The 17,364-nt window shown below is 67.6% G+C and carries 19 protein-coding genes; 11 read left to right on the forward strand and 8 right to left on the reverse strand.

Annotated elements, in window-relative coordinates; genetic code table 11:
* Positions 1–6: 6 nt before the first annotated feature.
* Complete coding sequence (gene upp, locus IU448_RS09575) at positions 7–630, reverse strand: uracil phosphoribosyltransferase (RefSeq protein WP_195055245.1); 624 nt, start codon at positions 628–630, stop codon at positions 7–9.
* A gap of 157 nt (positions 631–787) precedes the next feature.
* Between upp and IU448_RS09580 the strand changes: the two genes are divergently transcribed.
* The 7 genes from IU448_RS09580 (at position 788) to IU448_RS09610 (ending at position 5,599) form a co-directional block, all read left to right on the forward strand.
* Positions 788–1,102 carry a type VII secretion target gene (locus IU448_RS09580; RefSeq protein WP_195055246.1) on the forward strand — a complete coding sequence of 105 codons (315 nt, stop codon included), beginning with the start codon at positions 788–790 and terminating at the stop codon, positions 1,100–1,102.
* 3 nt (positions 1,103–1,105) lie between these two features.
* Positions 1,106–2,200 (forward strand): C40 family peptidase, encoded by a 1,095-nt coding sequence (locus tag IU448_RS09585; protein ID WP_195055247.1) that lies wholly within the window; start codon positions 1,106–1,108, stop codon positions 2,198–2,200.
* A gap of 63 nt (positions 2,201–2,263) precedes the next feature.
* Entirely contained in the window at positions 2,264–2,614 is a 351-nt protein-coding gene (locus tag IU448_RS09590; RefSeq protein ID WP_195055248.1) for a hypothetical protein, read from the forward strand.
* Between the two features lie 70 nt (positions 2,615–2,684).
* Entirely contained in the window at positions 2,685–3,032 is a 348-nt protein-coding gene (locus IU448_RS09595; RefSeq protein ID WP_195055249.1) for a YbaB/EbfC family DNA-binding protein, read from the forward strand.
* Positions 3,033–3,206: 174 nt separating this feature from the next.
* Positions 3,207–4,457 carry a primosomal protein gene (locus IU448_RS09600; RefSeq protein ID WP_195055250.1) on the forward strand — a complete coding sequence of 417 codons (1,251 nt, stop codon included), beginning with the start codon at positions 3,207–3,209 and terminating at the stop codon, positions 4,455–4,457.
* Between the two features lie 181 nt (positions 4,458–4,638).
* Positions 4,639–4,836 carry a type II toxin-antitoxin system VapB family antitoxin gene (locus IU448_RS09605; protein ID WP_195055251.1) on the forward strand — a complete coding sequence of 66 codons (198 nt, stop codon included), beginning with the start codon at positions 4,639–4,641 and terminating at the stop codon, positions 4,834–4,836.
* A 79-nt stretch (positions 4,837–4,915) separates the two neighbouring features.
* Positions 4,916–5,599, forward strand: a complete 684-nt coding sequence (locus IU448_RS09610) for a JAB domain-containing protein (RefSeq protein WP_195055252.1) — start codon at positions 4,916–4,918, stop codon at positions 5,597–5,599.
* 394 nt (positions 5,600–5,993) lie between these two features.
* On the opposite strand, the gene IU448_RS09615 is transcribed toward IU448_RS09610, so the two are convergent.
* The 7 genes from IU448_RS09615 to sdhC all read right to left on the reverse strand — a co-directional run bounded on the left by IU448_RS09615 (position 5,994) and on the right by sdhC (position 12,188).
* Positions 5,994–6,902 carry a metal ABC transporter permease gene (locus tag IU448_RS09615; protein WP_195055253.1) on the reverse strand — a complete coding sequence of 303 codons (909 nt, stop codon included), beginning with the start codon at positions 6,900–6,902 and terminating at the stop codon, positions 5,994–5,996.
* 46 nt (positions 6,903–6,948) lie between these two features.
* On the reverse strand, positions 6,949–7,683 hold the full coding sequence (locus IU448_RS09620; protein WP_195055254.1) for a metal ABC transporter ATP-binding protein: 735 nt from the start codon (positions 7,681–7,683) through the stop codon (positions 6,949–6,951).
* On the reverse strand, positions 7,680–8,597 hold the full coding sequence (locus IU448_RS09625; protein WP_195055255.1) for a metal ABC transporter substrate-binding protein: 918 nt from the start codon (positions 8,595–8,597) through the stop codon (positions 7,680–7,682). The genes IU448_RS09620 and IU448_RS09625 overlap by 4 nt, the downstream gene beginning before the upstream one ends.
* 139 nt (positions 8,598–8,736) lie before the next feature.
* Positions 8,737–9,510, reverse strand: coding sequence for a succinate dehydrogenase iron-sulfur subunit (locus tag IU448_RS09630; RefSeq protein WP_195055256.1), 774 nt, complete (start codon positions 9,508–9,510; stop codon positions 8,737–8,739).
* Positions 9,510–11,339, reverse strand: a complete 1,830-nt coding sequence (sdhA, locus tag IU448_RS09635) for a succinate dehydrogenase flavoprotein subunit (protein ID WP_267467060.1) — start codon at positions 11,337–11,339, stop codon at positions 9,510–9,512. The genes IU448_RS09630 and sdhA overlap by 1 nt, the downstream gene beginning before the upstream one ends.
* A 15-nt stretch (positions 11,340–11,354) precedes the next feature.
* Positions 11,355–11,786 (reverse strand): succinate dehydrogenase hydrophobic membrane anchor subunit, encoded by a 432-nt coding sequence (locus IU448_RS09640; protein WP_195055258.1) that lies wholly within the window; start codon positions 11,784–11,786, stop codon positions 11,355–11,357.
* Between the two features lie 3 nt (positions 11,787–11,789).
* Positions 11,790–12,188 (reverse strand): succinate dehydrogenase, cytochrome b556 subunit, encoded by a 399-nt coding sequence (sdhC, locus tag IU448_RS09645; protein ID WP_084492922.1) that lies wholly within the window; start codon positions 12,186–12,188, stop codon positions 11,790–11,792.
* A 692-nt stretch (positions 12,189–12,880) separates the two neighbouring features.
* On the opposite strand from sdhC, the gene IU448_RS09650 reads away from it, so the two are divergent.
* The 4 genes from IU448_RS09650 (at position 12,881) to IU448_RS09665 (ending at position 17,281) form a co-directional block, all read left to right on the forward strand.
* Positions 12,881–13,276 carry a cytidine deaminase gene (locus IU448_RS09650; RefSeq protein WP_195055259.1) on the forward strand — a complete coding sequence of 132 codons (396 nt, stop codon included), beginning with the start codon at positions 12,881–12,883 and terminating at the stop codon, positions 13,274–13,276.
* Between the two features lie 131 nt (positions 13,277–13,407).
* Positions 13,408–14,409: an LLM class flavin-dependent oxidoreductase gene (locus IU448_RS09655; protein ID WP_195055260.1), complete on the forward strand. Its 1,002-nt coding sequence runs from the start codon at positions 13,408–13,410 to the stop codon at positions 14,407–14,409.
* 144 nt (positions 14,410–14,553) lie between these two features.
* Positions 14,554–15,852: a thymidine phosphorylase gene (locus tag IU448_RS09660; RefSeq protein WP_195055261.1), complete on the forward strand. Its 1,299-nt coding sequence runs from the start codon at positions 14,554–14,556 to the stop codon at positions 15,850–15,852.
* Between the two features lie 331 nt (positions 15,853–16,183).
* Complete coding sequence (locus IU448_RS09665) at positions 16,184–17,281, forward strand: adenosine deaminase (protein ID WP_195055262.1); 1,098 nt, start codon at positions 16,184–16,186, stop codon at positions 17,279–17,281.
* Positions 17,282–17,364 lie beyond the last annotated feature (83 nt).

Raw genomic sequence — 17,364 nt, forward strand, 5'->3', positions numbered from 1 at the left:
TCGCGCTCAGCGCGGGCCGAACTGCCGGTCGCCGGCGTCGCCGAGCCCGGGCACGATGAATGCATCGGCGTCGAGCCGGTCGTCGATCACCGCGGTCACCAACCGCACGGGCAGGCCCGAACCGGCCAGCGCGGCGATTCCCTCGGGCGCCGAGACAACACATACCGCGGTGATATCGGTGGCCCCGCGCCCGGCCAGAAGTTCCAGCGTATGCACCATCGAGCCGCCGGTCGCCAGCATCGGGTCCAGCACCATGACCGGTGTCGTGGACAGATCCGCGGGCAGCGATTCCAGATAGGGCACGGGCTGGTGGGTCTGTTCGTCCCGGGCGAGCCCGACGAAACCCACCCTCGATTCCGGGATCATATTCGTGGCCGCCTCCACCATGCCCAGCCCGGCCCGCAGGACGGGAACCAGCAGCGGCGGGCGGGCCAAGCGCACACCGCGGGTGGCGATGACCGGTGTATTGATGTCGTAGTACTCGACCTGCGCATCGCGCAGCGCCTCGTAGACCAGCAGTCCGGACAGGTCGCGCAGGGCGGCCCGGAATGCGGAATCGGGGGTGCGTTCGTCGCGGAGCGTGGTCAGCAGGCTCGCCACGAGCGGATGATCCAGGGTGTGCGTACGCATAGGGAAACGATAAGGTCGAACCCGCGCGCGCCTCGCCTGCCGTCGCGCCGGGGATTTCCGGATTTTCGATTTCGGTGGAACCGAGCGGGAAGCCGGTGCGTCGAATCCGGTAGATGACATACTCTGCCCGTTAACGAAGTCGATGGGGGAACCTCTGATGGTGAACATCTCAGCCGATGCCGAGGGCATCGCGGCCTACGGCACCACCGCCGGGGTGATGGCCTCCGAGCTCGCGGCGGCCGGGGCCGGCGCATCGGGTGCCGCGCCGGCGATTCTGGGCCCGGTCTTCGGCTTGGTCGGCGGTGATTTCCTGGCCGCCTACGCCGCCGCGCACGCGGGCCATCTGGCGACGATCGGCCAGTTGTCGGCCGTCCTGGGCACCATGAGCGGAGCCGCGGGTGTGGCCGCCGTGAGTTACGCCGAGGCCGACACCAGCAATGCGGCCGCCCTGCGCGGTGCCGCCGGGGAGTGACCGGTGATCGATATCAGCGCGCTCGCCAAACCGATCCTCGATCTGCTCGCCGGTTTCGGCACCGGCGTGCTCGGCGCCGGTGGCCCGGGTGATTCGCTGCGGGCGGCGTCCACGGCGATCGATCAGGTCCATTCACTCGGCCGCACGAGCATCAATCAGATGAACACCGCGTGGGATGGTACCGGGGCGGACGCCGCGACCTCCAAAGCATTGCGGGTGCAGACCTCCGCCGCGAGCATCTCCGACCGCGGCAACGAGATGGCCACGGTGATGGGTCAGGCGGCCGCCCATGTCGAGACCGGCAACAAGGATCTCACCGCCATCGCGCAATCGTTCGTGAACAACGCCTCCGCCATGGCCCCCGCCCTGGGCACCCCGGCCGGGTTGACACTGCTGGTCGGGTCCGCGATCGACCATCTGGGGCAGGCATTGGGGGTGGTGGGCCGGGTGCAGAACGAACTGCAGACCCATACCGCCTCGATGAACGAGCTCGCCCCACCGCCGCCCACTCCGCCGGCCGCGAACGCCGCCCCGGTGGCCGGTCAGGCGATATCCACGGTGACCTCGGGGCTCAGCAGTGTCGCCGGAGTGGCCGGCACGGTGATGAGTACCGCGATGTCGAGTCCTAGCGGCAGCACCACCACGACGAGCGCCGGAACACCGGGGAAGACCACCACTTCCGCCGGCACCACGTCCGGCGAGGGTGTCGAGATCACCCTGCCCGACGGCAGTGTCGTGGAGGCGCCGAACGAGAAGGCGGCCACCGCGGTGAAATCCGCGCTCGGTTGCGTCGGCACGCCGTATGTCTGGGGCGGAAACACACCGGGCGCCGGCCTGGACTGCAGCGGTCTGACGAAATACGCGTACGGCGAAGCAGGCGTGGAGATTCCGCGCCTCGCCCACGAACAGGCCAACGGCGCCACCCCGGTCTCCCCCGGCGACCTCATGCCCGGAGATCTGGCGGTCTGGGACGGCCATGTGGCCATGGTCATCGGCAACGGCCAGCTCGTCGAGGCCGGGGATCCGGTACAGGTCGGCGCCATCCGCACCGAGAACAGCGGGATGGAATTCTACGGGTTCTACCGGCCGACGGAATGAGTCGGCCACACGTCAGCCTGCCCCGGATGGGCGGATATCGGATCATGACGACTGGACAGAAGTATGAGTGAGCAGCAGGTTCCCGAGATACCGAACGTCACCGTGGCCGGGAGCAGGAACCGTTCCGGCACATTGTCGGTACGCGCCACCGATCAAGGCATGCCGGTGGAGATCAAATTCGAGCGCAGCGAATACCGTTACGGCGCGCAGGCACTCGCCGACGAGATTCTGCGGCTGACCAAACGCTCGACGATCGCGGCGAAGGCGAAACGCCGGGAACTGCTGGCCGAGAACGGAATGCCGGCGGAGGTCCTGGACCAGCTCGGCTTGCCGACCCGGCAGCAGGCAGTCGACGAACTGGATCGGATGGACGACGCCGACACCGGGCCGACGAGCTGGATGCGGCCGGTATGAGCCGCCGCGAACAACCGGTCGCGGCGAACCACCACGGCGCGGTACCGCGGGGATCCAGGAGGGATGGAGTATGAGCGCGGAAATGGACGCCCTGGTCGCGGGTGCCACCCAGAAACTGGAGGCGCTCGAAGCGGCGCTGTACGGGCTGAAACAGATCCGGGGCCGGTTCACCACCGAGGACGGACTGGTGAGCGCGGAGATCGACAGCGACGGCGCACTGGTGGCCTTACAACTCGCCGAGGGGGTGACCTCGCTCCCGCCCGCCGAAGCCGCGCAGTTGATCCTGTCGGCCTGCCGCCAGGCGGCCGAGGATGCCGGGGGCCGGCGCTCGGAGGTCGTTGCCGCGCTGAACGAATCGTTCGCGCCGGCTGCGCAGGCGGCGGCGCAACCGGCCGGTGGAGAACCCGGTAACTCCTGATCACGGCGGGTCGCCGGCGTGTTCGGCAGGTGTCGTGGCGAGCGTACGGTGCCGCCGGGTGTACCTCGGCGTATGCTCCGGTCGTGCACCGCACGGGGAACGTTCACCTTCCGCTCCGGCTGTGGTCGGCCCAGGGGTGGGCCCGGCCCGGCTCTACCTATTAGGCTTCCGCGTATGGCTTCTGGAGACATCGTCCCGATCGAGCTCGGTCTGACCGACGGCGATCTCGTCACCCTCTGGGCACCGCGCTGGCGTGACGGGGATGACGAATGGGAAGCGTTCCTAGGACACGAGGACTCCCTCTACGGCTTCGAATCCGTGGCCGAACTGGCGGCCTTCATCCGGACCGATTCCGATAACGACCTGGTCGACCATCCGGCCTGGAAAGTTGTCGCCGGTCTATCGGCCGCGGAACTGGAGCCCGAGGACAACTATTCCTTCGATCTGGTCGGGGTGCCGGAGCTGGCCGCCGGGGATCCGGATGTGGATACCGTCGCCGAACTCGAGGACACGCTGGCCATGGTCCGCAATATCGGCGAGGTCTGCGAACTCGAAACGGTGACGAAGTTCTTCGCCACGCAGCCCGCGCTCGGTGCGCTGGCCGGCGGCACCGGGATGTTCGCAGGCCGCGAGGGCCTGGAACTGTGGGACCGGATCGGCGCCGCAGTGGCCAAGAACTGGGACGATGTGCTGGATTCGATCGATTCGGTGATGCATGTACCGGCCGTGGACGCCGAAGCGGTGGCGCTGGCCGAGGCAGAACTGCTGGCCGCCGAGGAGAACGAGGTCGACGCCGACGATGTCGCCGATACCGATGACGACAGCGATATCGAACCGGTCGATCTGAATGCCGACGACGAGAATGACGACGAGGATCTCACTTTCTGGGAGGAGGTCGGGATCGACCCGGTCAAGATCGTCACCTCGGATGCGGAATACTTCACGCTGCGCTGCTATCTCGACGACGAGCCGATTTTCCTCGGGGCCAGGAAATCCATTTCCGTATTCGGCAGCGAACGCGCCCTGGCCCGCTATCTCGCCGATGATCACGAACACGATCTGGCCCGCGTGAGCACCTTCGCCGAGGTGCAGACCGCAGCGGTGGACGGCTCGCTGGAGGTCGAGGTCACCGACGAGAACGTGTACGTCCTGCCCGGCCTGGCCGACGATCTGTCCGAGGGACCCGAAGCGGTGGATACCGAGCAGCTGGATCTGGTGCTGGAGTTGTTCACCGACGCCGCCGATTACGCCGAGGACGACGCGGTGGAGCAGGCACTGGCGAAATCGACTCCGCTCGGCTGGTACGTCTCCTATCTGCTGAACCCGGACCCGACCCGGATGGCGCCGAATCCGCCGTTCGATGCCGAGGCCAAGGCTTGGCGCGAACTGGAACGTATTTTCGAATCCCGGCTGTCTCCGCGCTGAATCCGCCCGGTTCGCGGGCCGGTAGGTCTCGATGTGGACACACGCCGGATCATTCGGGCGATAAACCGGCACGGACTCGGCAAACTGACTGGCCAGCGGTGTTCGTCGTCGCGCAGCCCCGGCCGGTGCTCCGTCCGGGGGCGGCTGCACCGCCACGGCAGTGATGTACGAAGGAGGACGCATGCCGACAGTGCGGATCGATCTGGATCAAGATCTGCTGGCGGCCGCCGGCGCAATCATGGGCACCGGGACCGACAAGGCCACCATCCACGAGGCGCTGCGCCGGATCGTGGTTCATGAACGGCAGCTGCGGCATTTCGAGCGGCTCGCGGCCTCGGCGCTGAACCGGTCACCGCTGCCCGCGACCATCGACGGCTGATAACTCGATCGGCAACCGTCGCGGGAACTGTCGGTGATCGCTGGCATTATCCGGGCATACGGAGTCCGGAGGGGGAATCATGTCGGTACCGATCACCGCGCTGCCCATCGACCAGCGGCCCCGGGAGCGGCTGTACGCATTGGGCCCGCAGGCACTGAGCGACGGCGAACTACTGGCGATACTGCTCGGTCAGGGCAGACGCGGGGCGAGCGCGGTGGAACTGGCCTTCGCCCTGCTCACCGAATTCGGCGGGGTAACCGGTTTGTCCTCGGCGCGCCCCGAGGAACTCGCCCGCCTCGGGGGTGTGGGCACCGCCAAGGCCGCGGCGATCATTGCCGCCTTCCACCTCGCCGCCCGCGCCCGTCTCGGCCCGGCACCCGCGGTACCGCTGTTACGCGCCGCGGATGTTGCGCGGGCGGCCGCTCCACTGTTCGCCGGGGCACGGGTTGAGCGCCTGCTGGTGCTGGTCTGCGATACGCGCAACCGGTTGCGGCGGTCGGTGTTCGTGGCCGAGGGCGCGATCGACGAGGTCGCGGTGCCGGTGCGCGAAATCCTCAACACCGTGCTACGGCACGACGGCCGCGCCTTCGCCCTCGTACACAACCACCCCTCCGGCGACCCCGCCCCCAGCCTCGACGACCGGCGCGCCACCAGCGTGCTGGCCGTCGCGGCGCATACCGTCGGCCTGCGTTTCCTGGACCATGTGGTGCTCGCCGGGGAGGAGTGGCGCTGCGCCGCACCACTCGAGGAGCCGGACCTTTGACCGCGGCCGAATAGTCCGATACCGGCGCATCGAACAGAACGCCTATAGCGGTGACCGGCGCGTGTGTGGCATGCACGCCGCCGATCACCGGCGACCGCCGCCGGACTTCCCGTGATTCACGATGGCTGTGCCGACGTCGAAGATAAGCACCGTGTTACCGGTGTCGTGGAATCGGCAGCGCGGGGCCGATCGGCAGGCGCCCCTGCACGGACCAGCGGCACCAACACCTGGGCCACAGCCCTGAACGCCCGGGTCCCCGGGAGCTCGCGGCCGTGGGCACCGTATGACGGAATCGGCAGCCGGGCACTCGGGGTACACCGAACGGCTCGGGCGTTGCGTGTGATGGCCAACCTCATGGCGCACCGGAGCCCCGCCCCGGCGGCCGGTCACGCGTTCAACCAGGCAGGGCAGACGTGTCGTCGGCGATCGCCGACGGACGACTGTCGCGGGCGCGGCGTCGCGCGGTGACCAGGCGGGAGCCGATGAGTCCCTGCCGGGGCGCGAACAGATAGATCGCGGTGAACACGGTGCCCTGCGCGAGGACCATCGTCGCCCCGGGCGCGGTATCGGCGTAGTAGCTCACGTAGAGACCGGTGAGGGCGCAGATCGCCGAGATGGACGGGGCCAGTATCAGCATCCGGCCGAAGCGATCGGTGAGCAGGTAGGCGGTGGCGCCCGGGATGATCAGCATGGCCACCACCAGGACCACACCGACGGCCTGCAACGCGACGACCGCGGTCAGCGCGAGCAGCCCGAGCAGTGTCGCGCCTAGTACGCGCGGGTTCAGGCCGATCGCGTAGGCGTGGATGCGGTCGAAGGCGTACAGCGTGAAATCGCGCCGTTTGAGTACGAGCACCACGAAGACGAATGCGGCCAGCACCACGATCTGCAGCAACTCGTCCGGACCGACACCGAGGATGTTGCCGAAGATGATGTGGTTGAGGTCGGTATCGCTGGGCGTGACCGAGATCAGTACCAGGCCGAAGGCGAACAGGGTGGTGAACACGATGCCGATGGCGGCGTCTTCTTTCACCCGGCTGGTATCGCGGACCAGGCCGATCAACGCTACGGCCAGGAAGCCGAAGATCACCGCGCCGACGGCGAACGGCATCCCCGCGATATAGGCCAGCACCACCCCGGGCAGTACGGCGTGCGAGACCGCGTCTCCCATGAGGGACCAGCCGACGAGTACCAGCCAGCACGAGAGCAGGCCGCAGACGATCGCGGCGACGAGGCTGGTGATCAGCGCGCGGACCATGAAGGCGTACCGCAGGGGTTCGATCAGGAATTCGGCAATATCCATGACACTCACCTGATTGCTCCGAGGAAGCCGTCGGCCCGGGCGGAAGTCAACGTTGTTCCAGCACGTCGAGTCCGAAGGCCAGCGCGAGATTTTCCGGTCGTAGAGCCTCCTCGGTGCTGCCGTGTACCAGTACTCGGCGCATGAGCAGCGCCGCCTCGTCGGCGAGTCCGGGCAGGGCGTGCAGGTCGTGGGTGGAGATCAGAACTGTCGCCCCGCCGGCGGCCAGTTCGCGCAGCAGTCCGGTGATCGTCGCCTCGGAGCGTTTGTCCACGCCTGCGAAGGGTTCGTCGAGCAGCAGGATCCGGGCGTCCTGTGCGATCCCCCGGGCCACGAAGACGCGTTTGCGCTGGCCGCCGGAGAGCCGCCCGATCTGCCGGTCCGCGAGATCGGTCAACTCGACGCGCTCCAGCGCCTCGTCCACCGCGGCCCGGTCGGTGCGGGTGGCGCGCCGGGTGAAACCCATCCGGCCGTAGCGCCCGGTGGTCACCACATCGCGGACCGACAGCGGGAACGACCAGTCCACCGCTTCGCTCTGCGGTACATATCCGAGGACCCCCGAGCGACGTGCGGCCGCCGGTTTCTCGCCGCCGATCCGTACGCTGCCGCGGTCGGGAACGACCATGCCCATAAGGGTTTTGAACAGCGTCGATTTACCGGAGCCGTTCATGCCGATCAACGCGCAGACCCGGCCCGGGTCCACCGCCAGCCGGACACCGTCGAGCGCCTGCACCTCGCCGTAGTAGACGGTGACGCCGTCGACGTCGATCGCGGGGACTGTCATGACCGGCTCCCGGTGAGTGCGGCGGCGATGGTTTCGGCATCGTGGCGGATCAGGTCCAGGTAGGTCGGGACCGGGCCGTCGGCGGCGGATAGCGAGTCCACGTAGAGGACACCGCCGAAACGCGCACCCGTGGCCTCGACGACCCGCCGCATCGGCGCATCGGAGACGGTGGATTCGCAGAACACCGCGGGCACCTGATTGTCGCGGACGTATTCGATCACCCGGGTGATCTGCTGCGGTGTGGCCTGTTGTTCGGCGTTGACCGGCCAGATATAGGCCTCGGACAGGCCGGCGTCGCGCGCCAGATAGGAGAATGCGCCTTCGCAGGTCACGAGGGCTCGTTGCCGGCGCGGCAGGTCGCGTAGCTCGGCGACGAGTTCGTCGTGCACCTGCTGCAAGCGCTGTTTGTAGTTGTCGCCGGCGGCCCGGAACGCGGCACCGTGTTCGGGTGCGAGGCGGGTGAAGGCGGCCACCATATTGTCGACGTAGGTCTGGACGTTGAGCGGCGACATCCAGGCGTGCGGATTGGGTTTGCCCGCGTAGGCGTCGGAGGTGATGGGCACCGAGGCCACGCCCTCGCTCACGGTGACATGCTCGGCATCGAGGTCGGCGACGAACTGCCCGAACCAGGCCTCCAGGTTCATTCCGTTGTCCAGGACGAGATCGGCTTTGGCGGCGCGTTTGATATCGCCGGGAGTGGGCTCGTAGCCGTGGATCTCCGATCCCGGTTTGGTGAGCGACTGCACCTCGAGATGTTCGCCGGCGATATTCGCGGCGATATCGGCCAGCACGGTGAAGGTGGTGACCACAACCGGTTTCCCGTCGCGCGGCAGGTGGAATGTTTCGCAGGCGGTGAGCACGACCGCCGTCGCGCAGACCGCGAGCGCAGCGATGACCCGGAGAAATACCCGCATGCCGAACCACCGCCTTCCAGTCAGAATGGTAAGTTCGGGTACCCGAATTATCAAGTTCGCGTATGGGAACCGAACCGGCCGGGAAAGCAAAACCGCCCCCGTGCCGGGCACGGGGGCGGTGTCGGCGGCAACGCCGGACTCAGCGCGCGAACAGCAGCGCGCGCTTCACTTCCTGGATCGCCTTGGTGACCTCGATACCGCGCGGGCAGGCGTCGGTGCAGTTGAAGGTGGTGCGGCAGCGCCACACCCCGTCCACCTCGTTGAGGATGTCCAGACGCTCCCGGGCGCCCTCGTCGCGGCTGTCGAAGATGAAGCGGTGCGCGTTCACGATCGCGGCCGGGCCGAAGTAGCTGCCGTCGTGCCAGTACACCGGGCACGAGGTGGTGCAGCAGGCACACAGGATGCATTTGGTGGTGTCGTCGAACCGGGCGCGGTCGGCCTGGCTCTGGATCCGTTCGAAGGTCGGCTCGTTACCGGAGGTGATCAGGTACGGCTTCACCGCCCGGAACGCGTCGAAGAACGGTTCCATATCGACGACCAGGTCCTTCTCCACCGGCAGGCCGCGGATCGGCTCGACAGAGATCGTGACCGGCTTACCGTTCTTGGGCAGCATGTCCTTCATGAGGACCTTGCAGGCCAGCCGGTTGACTCCGTTGATCCGCATCGCGTCGGACCCGCACACCCCGTGCGCGCAGGAGCGCCGGAAGGTGAGCGTGCCGTCCAGGTAGGACTTGATGTAGATGAGGATGTTCAGGAACCGGTCGGTCGGCAGCGCCGGCACCTGGAACGACTCCCAGTGCTGGCCCTGCCCGTCCTCCGGGTTGAACCGCGCCACCTTGACGGTGATCATGGTCGAGCCCTCGGGCACCGGTGCCGGGTTCGCGGCTGCGGGCTTTTCGGCTACAGCGGTCATCAGTACTTACGCTCCATCGGCTCGTAACGGGTCTGCACCACCGGCTTGAAGTCGAGCCGGATATCCGAGAGGAGATCCGCGCCTTCCTTGTAGGCCATCGTGTGCCGCATGAAGTTCACGTCGTCGCGGTCCGGGTAGTCCTCGCGGGCGTGGCCGCCGCGCGATTCCTTGCGGTTGAGCGCGCCGACCACCGTGACTTCGGCCAGCTCCAGCAGGAAGCCCAGCTCGAGGGCCTCGAGCAGATCACTGTTGTAGCGTTTGCCCTTGTCCTGCACCGTGATCCGGGCGTAGCGCTCCTTGAGCGCGTGGATATCGGTGAGGGCCTGCTTGAGCGTGTCCTCGGTGCGGAACACCGAGGCGTTGTTGTCCATCGACCGCTGCAGTTCGGTGCGGATATCGGCGACCCGCTCGTTGCCGTGGTCGGACAGGATCAGCGCGAGCCAGTCCTGCACCATCTGGGCCGGGTTCTCCGGCATCTCGACGAATTCGGCGCGCTGGGCGTATTCGGCGGCGGCGATACCGGCGCGGCGGCCGAAAACGTTGATGTCGAGCAGCGAGTTGGTGCCGAGCCGGTTGGCGCCGTGCACGGAGACACAGGCGCATTCGCCGGCGGCGTACAGGCCGGGCACGATATCGGTGTTGTTGCGCAGCACCTCGCCCTGGATGCGGGTGGGGATACCGCCCATCACGTAGTGGCAGGTCGGGAAGACCGGCACCAGTTCCTTCACCGGGTCCACACCGAGGTAGGTGCGGGCGAATTCGGTGATATCGGGCAGTTTCTCCTCGAGGACGTCCTCGCCGAGGTGGGTCACGTCGATGTAGACGTAATCCTTGTTCGGGCCGGCGCCGCGCCCCTCGAGTACCTCGAGCACCATCGAACGGGCGACGATATCGCGGGGCGCGAGGTCCTTGATGGTGGGCGCGTAGCGTTCCATGAACCGCTCGCCGTCCACGTTGCGCAGGATGCCACCTTCGCCGCGGACCGCCTCGGAGATGAGGATGCCGAGCCCGGCCAGGCCCGTCGGATGGAACTGGTGGAATTCCATATCCTCGAGCGGCAGGCCCTTGCGGAACACGATCGCCATACCGTCGCCGGTGAGCGTATGCGCGTTGGAGGTGGTCTTGTACATCCGGCCGGAACCGCCGGTGGCGAAGACGATCGACTTGGCGTGGAACACGTGCAGTTCGCCGGTGGCCAGCTCGTAGGCGACCACACCGGTGGCGACCGGGCCCCGCTCGGTATCGGTCATCACCAGGTCGAGCACGTAGAACTCGTTGTAGAACTCCACGTCGTGCTTGACGCAGTTCTGGTACAGCGTCTGCAGGATCATGTGACCGGTGCGGTCGGCCGCGTAGCAGGCGCGCCGCACGGGGGCCTTGCCGTGGTCACGGGTGTGCCCGCCGAACCGGCGCTGGTCGATCTTGCCTTCGGGCGTCCGGTTGAACGGCAGGCCCATCTTCTCCAGATCCAGCACCGCGTCGATGGCCTCTTTGGCCATGATCTCCGCCGCGTCCTGGTCGACCAGGTAGTCGCCACCCTTGACCGTGTCGAAGGTGTGCCACTCCCAGTTGTCCTCTTCGACGTTGGCCAGGGCCGCGCACATACCGCCCTGGGCCGCGCCGGTATGGCTGCGGGTGGGGTACAGCTTGGTCAGCACCGCGGTACGCGCCCGGGGGCCGGCCTCGATGGCCGCCCGCATACCCGCGCCACCGGCACCGACGATCACGACGTCGTAGCGGTGCTCCTGAACAGGCCGAGACACAACTGTTCCGCTGGTTCGTTCGCCGCTCTCACTTGCGGCGTCGATTCGTTCGCTGCGCTCACTCATGCGAGGGGGCCGTTCCTAACTGATGTTGGGGTCGAAGGTGAAGATGACGTAGGTGCCCACGCCCATGATCAGGATCATCGACAGCACCAGCAGCGTGTTCAGCCAGAAGCGGGTCGAATCCTTGCGCGAGTAGTCCGCGATCACGGTGCGCAACCCGTTGGCGCCGTGCAACTGCGCGAGCCACAGCATGGCCAGGTCCCAGATCTGCCAGAACGGGCTCGCCCAGCGGCCGGCGACGAACGCGAAGTTCAGCCGTTTCACGCCACCGTCGAGCAGCAGCATGATCGCCATATGACCGAGGACCAGCACGATCAGCGCGACACCGGAGAAACGCATGAACAGCCAGGCGTACTTCTCGAAGTTGCCGTTGGTCCGGGCCCGGGGCGAGCGCGGCAGGTCCAAGCTCGCCGGACGATCGTAGGACTTACCGAGAACAGGTGCAGTCATGGCTCAGTGCTCCGTCAGCAGTAGGTAGAACATGCGACCGATCGTGGGCACCAGAAGGACCACCAGCAGGCCGATGATTCCCCAGAGCATCTGCTTCTGGTAGCGCGGCCCCTGCGACCAGAAGTCCACCAGGATGATCCGCACACCGTTGAGCGCGTGGAACAGCACGCAGAAGACCAGGCCCATTTCCATGAGCGCGACGATCGGCGTCTTGTAGAGCTCGATCGCCTCGTCGTAGATTTCGGGACTGACCCGGACCAGCGCGGTGTCCAGGACGTGCACGAACAGGAAGAAGAAGACCGTGACACCGGTGATCCGGTGCAGGGCCCAGGACCACATACCGGGGTCGCCGCGGTACAGCGTTTTGCGCTTCGGCTGAGCCGGAGCTTCTATCGTGGCCATAGAGTCTCGGTGCCTCCAACATCGTTGATGGACCCGGTCACAGATCCCGGCACCGAGTGCGGTGGCGCCGGGATTCGGTGACGCACCAGCCGGGGTGTGACAGGGCCCTATCCCGGGGCCGCGGTCGCTGGGCTCGCCGCCGCCGAACGTGTAACCGATCTGTTCTGGACTCTAATCCCCTTACATTGGGGGAACTAATTCGGCGTGCCGTGCGTTGCGGGGTTATCAGGCAGGTTAGGCTGCCCTTTGTAAGGTCGCCACACGGTTACGCGGCGGGTCGCCCACGCCCATCCGAGCCGGGATTTCGAACCCCCCGCAACCCGGCATTATTCACGTAAGACATTGCCCGACAAGGACTTTCGAAAAACCGAAAGTTTTAACGCGACCGCAGCCCCAATTCCGCCGGCACGGAATGCTCTCGATGCCGGGGTCGCCATTGTGCGCCGGACCGGTGTGCAAAATGTCTCAGCGGAACGGGTCAAGTTACCCGAGAGTAGCCGAAGGATCGGGCGGCCGGTGAAGTTCCGCGGAAATCGCGCCCCGTGCCCGGACGGAGTGACAGACCCTGTGCCCGGTGCCCTCGCGAACCTCCGAACCGAACGCCTGCTTCCGGTGTTCGATCGCGATGGCAGGTGACAGGCTGGATACGAGAAAGCCGACCGGCAGGCCGATCACACCCCGCGGGAGCACGTATGGATATCGACTGGACAGGGTTGCGGGCGCAGGCCCGTACGGCGATGGGCAGGGCCTACGCGCCTTACTCGCGGTTCCCGGTAGGAGCGGCGGGCTGGGACGGGGAAGCGATCTCGATCGGCTGCAATGTGGAGAACGTGTCCTACGGGCTGGGGTTGTGCGCGGAATGTGTCCTGGTCGGCAACCAGCGCACCCGATCGGCGGCGCGCCTGATCGCGGTATCGGTCTGCGATTCGCGGGGTGAGATCCTGCTGCCCTGCGGTCGCTGCCGGCAGGTGCTGTACGAGTTCGGCGGGAAAGAACTCCTGATCGACCACTCCGCCGGCCCGGTCGCACTGGGCGATCTGCTCCGCGACGCTTTCGGCCCGGACGACCTCGCGGCCGGCCGCACCTGATCGGTATCCCCGGCGTTGCCGGTCAGCGGCACTGTCCGTGTGACGGCGCTCCACGCGAGCCCGCCTCGTCGGCTGCCCACTGATTCGGGTACGACCGGAATCTCCACGCGACCGCGCGGGTTGGTTCCGGTATGACTGTTCCCCTCTCCGTGCTCGATCTGGCCGCCGTCGCCGCCGACGGATCGCATCGGCAGGCCCTGGCCGATACCGTGACCGTCGCCCGCGAAGCCGAACGGCTGGGGTACCGCCGGTTCTGGGTGGCCGAGCACCACGGTATGCCGGGGATCGCGAGTTCGGCGCCGCCGGTGCTCATCGCAGCCGTGGCCGCGGCGACCGAACGGATCCGGGTCGGTTCCGGTGGGGTGATGCTGCCCAACCACGCTGCCCTGGTGGTCGCCGAACAGTTCGGGACGCTGGTCGCGCTGTACGGGGACCGGATCGATCTCGGCCTGGGCCGGGCCGCGGGAACAGACCCGTTGATCTCGGCGACCATCCGGCGCGGCGCCACCGCCGAAGCCGTCGAGGATTTCCCCAAACAGGTAGTGGAGCTGCTGGCCTATTTCGGCACCATCCCGCCGCTCCGGGGCGGCCAGGGCGACCGGATCCGGGCGATACCGGGCGAGGGCGACCCGCCCGAGATGTGGCTGCTGGGTTCCAGCGATTTCAGCGCCCGGCTGGCCGCCATGATGGGCCTGCCGTTCGCCTTCGCCCACCATTTCGCGGGCGGACGCACTACGCCCATGGTCTTCGAGCTGTACCGGCGCGAGTTCCGCCCTTCGGAGGTACTGAGCGAACCACGGTCGATGCTGGCAGTGGCGACGGTGGTCGCCGATACCGAAGCCGAAGCCCGCCGCCGGACGCTGCCGCAGAGTCTGGTGCAGTTGCGGATGCGCACCGGTCAGCTGCCGCAGCGTATCCCGACGCTGGAGGAAGCAGAAACGTACCCGTGGTCGGACGCCGAGAACGCATTCGTCGACGACCGCAACGCCGACCAGGCCATCGGTACCCGCGAGCAGGTCATCGACCGCCTCGACACGCTGGTGAAGGAAACCGGCGCCGACGAGGTCATCGTGGCGCCCACCGGCCCCACCGTGCAGCACCGAATCGAAACCCTGCGTGCGCTACAGGCATGAGCACGCGCACCGTCGACGGCTACCGTGCCCGAAGGTTCACGATGAGATCGCGGGCCTCGAGCACGGGGTCCTGGGCCGGTCTCGCGGCGGCGCCGGCGAACCGGGCCATATGCCTTCTGCCGCGCCCGCTGCGAGACTGAGGACGTGACGGTACACGACGCGATATCGATCATCAGGGCGAAACGGGACGGCGGCGAACTCACCGACGAACAGATCGACTGGGTCGTCGACGCTTTCACCCGGGGCGAGATGGCCGACGAGCAGATGTCGGCATTGGCGATGGCCATCGTGCTACGCGGGATGAACCGCCGCGAAACCGCACGCTGGACCCGCGCGATGATCGACTCGGGCCGCCGGCTGGACTTCACCGGCCTGCCGCGGCCCACCGTCGACAAACACTCCACCGGCGGCGTCGGCGACAAGGTCACGCTGCCGCTCGCCCCACTGGTCGCGGCCTGCGGCGCGGCGGTTCCGCAACTGTCGGGCCGCGGGCTGGGCTACACCGGCGGAACCTTGGACAAGCTGGAGTCGATCCCGGGCTGGCGCGCCGATATCGACCCGGCCCGGATGCGCGAAATCCTCACCGACCCGGCCGCCGGCGCCGTGGTGTGCGCCGCCGGCGCCGACCTGGCACCGGCGGATAAACGCCTCTACGCCTTGCGGGACACCACGGGAACGGTCGAATCGATACCGCTGATCGCAAGTTCGATCATGAGCAAGAAGATCGCCGAGGGTACCGCCGCCCTCGTGCTCGATGTGAAGGTCGGCGCGGGCGCCTTCATGCCGACCCGGGCCCAGGCGCACGAACTGGCCACCACGATGGTCGAACTGGGCGCTGACGCCGGAGTGCGCACGGTCGCATTGCTGACGGCCATGGATACACCGCTCGGCCGCACCGCGGGTAACGCGCTGGAGGTCGCCGAAGCGGTGGAGGTGCTGGCCGGCGGCGGCCCGGCGGATCTGGTCGAACTGACCCTGGCGCTGGCCCACGAGATGGTCGCGCTGGCCGGACTGGACACCGATCCGGCACAGGCGCTCGCCGACGGCCGCGCAATGGATCATTGGCGCGCCATGATCCGCGCCCAGGGCGGCGACCCGGAAGCGCCGTTACCGGTCGCGAAGCACACCGAAACCCTGTCCGCGCCCACTTCCGGCACGCTGACCGGGCTGGACGCGCGCGCTGTCGGGATCGCCGCGTGGCGATTGGGCGCCGGACGAGCCCGGCAGGGAGACCCCGTCCAAGCGGCCGCGGGTATCGGCCTGCACGCGACCGTCGGCGACCGGGTGACGGCCGGCCGGCCGCTGCTCACACTGCACACCGACACCCCGGAAGCACTACCCGCCGCTCGCGAAGCGCTGGCCGAGGCGATCACCATCAGCCCGAGCGCCCCCGAACGCCAGGGCCGCGGGCCCCTGATACTGGACCGCGTCGGCCCGAGCTGAGGTCGGGGTCGGGGTCGGCGTGCTCAGCGGTCGGCGACCGTCGACGGCGGCAACGGCGAAGGCCGCAACTAACCGTTCCGGTGGCGTACCCGGTCGCGGCCGAATCCCCGCCGCCCAGTCGCGGCTGCTGCCGGGCTTTGGGCTACCGGGCACAGCCGGGGCTACCCGAGGGACCCGCACGACCCGGGATCCCGCTCGTGTCCTTCGTCGGCTTGCCGACCCGCAACAATGCCCGACCGCCCTGGAAACCCGAGGTGAGCGGCAGCCGAAGAGGTGAGGCCGATCGGAGCGTACGGCTGCCCGGCCCGGAAATCGGCGATACGGTCGATACATGACCGGACCCATGCCGTTGGACCTCGCCACTTTGCGCCGGGCGCCGAAGGCGCTGCTACACGATCACCTCGACGGGGGGCTGCGGCCGGCGACAGTCCTCGAACTCGCCCGGAACTGCGGCTACGACGATCTGCCCGCCGACGACGCCGCGGGATTGGCACGGTGGTTCCGGGAAGCCGCCGACAGCGGCTCGCTGGAACGCTACCTGGAGACGTTCACCCATACCGTCGCGGTGATGCAAACCCCCGAGGGCCTGCATCGAGTGGCCCGGGAATGCGCCGAGGACCTGGCGGACGACGGAGTGGTCTACGCGGAGGTCCGGTTCGCACCGGAACAGCATCTGGAACGCGACCTCACCCTCGACGAGGTCGTCGAACACGTACTGGCCGGGTTCGCCGCCGGAGAAGCGGCGGCCGCGGAGACCGGGCACCCCATCGTGGTGCGCTGCCTGCTGACCGCGATGCGGCATGCCGCCCGCTCCCGCGAAATCGCGGAACTGGCGGTCCGGTTCCGGGACCGCGGGGTATGCGGTTTCGATATCGCGGGCGCGGAGGCCGGCTATCCGCCCACCCGGCACCTGGACGCCTTCGAATACATGCGGGTGAACAACGCCCACTTCACCATCCACGCGGGTGAAGCGTTCGGCCTACCGTCCATCCACGAAGCACTGGCCTTCTGCGGTTGCGACCGCCTCGGGCACGGTGTGCGCATCGTCGACGATATCGAGGTATCCGGCGATATCGACAGCGCCCGGCTGGGACGGCTCGCCCAATACGTACGCGATACCCGGGTGCCGCTCGAACTGTGCCCCTCGTCGAATGTGCAGACAGGGGCGGTGCCCTCGCTGGACAAACATCCGTTCGACCTGCTGGCCCGGCTACGTTTCCGGGTCACCGTGAACACCGACAACCGGCTGATGAGCGATACCAGCATGAGCCGCGAGATGCTGAAACTGCACCAGACCTTCGGCTACGGCTGGAGCGATCTGGAACGATTCACCATAAACGCGATGAAATCGGCGTTCATCCCGTTCCCGGAACGCCTGCGCATCATCGACGACATCATCAAACCCGGCTACGCGGTCCTTCTCGGCTGAGCTGGGTTTATTTTGCGGCGCCGCGGGTTTCGGCCCGAAACCTTTCAGGACCGCACCGCCGCCGGCGTACGGTTCTGATGGCG

Source organism: Nocardia flavorosea (assembly GCF_015477805.1).
Classification (GTDB): domain Bacteria; phylum Actinomycetota; class Actinomycetes; order Mycobacteriales; family Mycobacteriaceae; genus Nocardia; species Nocardia flavorosea_A.

Bases quoted from the DNA above. Each gene is read 5' to 3' on its own strand.
- upp (WP_195055245.1), bottom strand. From the start codon at position 630: ATGCGTACGCACACCCTGGATCATCCGCTCGTGGCGAGCCTGCTGACC.
- IU448_RS09580 (WP_195055246.1), top strand. From the start codon at position 788: ATGGTGAACATCTCAGCCGATGCCGAGGGCATCGCGGCCTACGGCACC.
- IU448_RS09590 (WP_195055248.1), top strand. From the start codon at position 2,264: ATGAGTGAGCAGCAGGTTCCCGAGATACCGAACGTCACCGTGGCCGGG.
- IU448_RS09595 (WP_195055249.1), top strand. From the start codon at position 2,685: ATGAGCGCGGAAATGGACGCCCTGGTCGCGGGTGCCACCCAGAAACTG.
- IU448_RS09600 (WP_195055250.1), top strand. From the start codon at position 3,207: ATGGCTTCTGGAGACATCGTCCCGATCGAGCTCGGTCTGACCGACGGC.
- IU448_RS09605 (WP_195055251.1), top strand. From the start codon at position 4,639: ATGCCGACAGTGCGGATCGATCTGGATCAAGATCTGCTGGCGGCCGCC.
- IU448_RS09610 (WP_195055252.1), top strand. From the start codon at position 4,916: ATGTCGGTACCGATCACCGCGCTGCCCATCGACCAGCGGCCCCGGGAG.
- IU448_RS09615 (WP_195055253.1), bottom strand. From the start codon at position 6,902: ATGGATATTGCCGAATTCCTGATCGAACCCCTGCGGTACGCCTTCATG.
- IU448_RS09620 (WP_195055254.1), bottom strand. From the start codon at position 7,683: ATGACAGTCCCCGCGATCGACGTCGACGGCGTCACCGTCTACTACGGC.
- IU448_RS09625 (WP_195055255.1), bottom strand. From the start codon at position 8,597: ATGCGGGTATTTCTCCGGGTCATCGCTGCGCTCGCGGTCTGCGCGACG.
- IU448_RS09630 (WP_195055256.1), bottom strand. From the start codon at position 9,510: ATGACCGCTGTAGCCGAAAAGCCCGCAGCCGCGAACCCGGCACCGGTG.
- sdhA (WP_267467060.1), bottom strand. From the start codon at position 11,339: ATGAGTGAGCGCAGCGAACGAATCGACGCCGCAAGTGAGAGCGGCGAA.
- IU448_RS09640 (WP_195055258.1), bottom strand. From the start codon at position 11,786: ATGACTGCACCTGTTCTCGGTAAGTCCTACGATCGTCCGGCGAGCTTG.
- sdhC (WP_084492922.1), bottom strand. From the start codon at position 12,188: ATGGCCACGATAGAAGCTCCGGCTCAGCCGAAGCGCAAAACGCTGTAC.
- IU448_RS09650 (WP_195055259.1), top strand. From the start codon at position 12,881: ATGGATATCGACTGGACAGGGTTGCGGGCGCAGGCCCGTACGGCGATG.
- IU448_RS09655 (WP_195055260.1), top strand. From the start codon at position 13,408: ATGACTGTTCCCCTCTCCGTGCTCGATCTGGCCGCCGTCGCCGCCGAC.
- IU448_RS09665 (WP_195055262.1), top strand. From the start codon at position 16,184: ATGACCGGACCCATGCCGTTGGACCTCGCCACTTTGCGCCGGGCGCCG.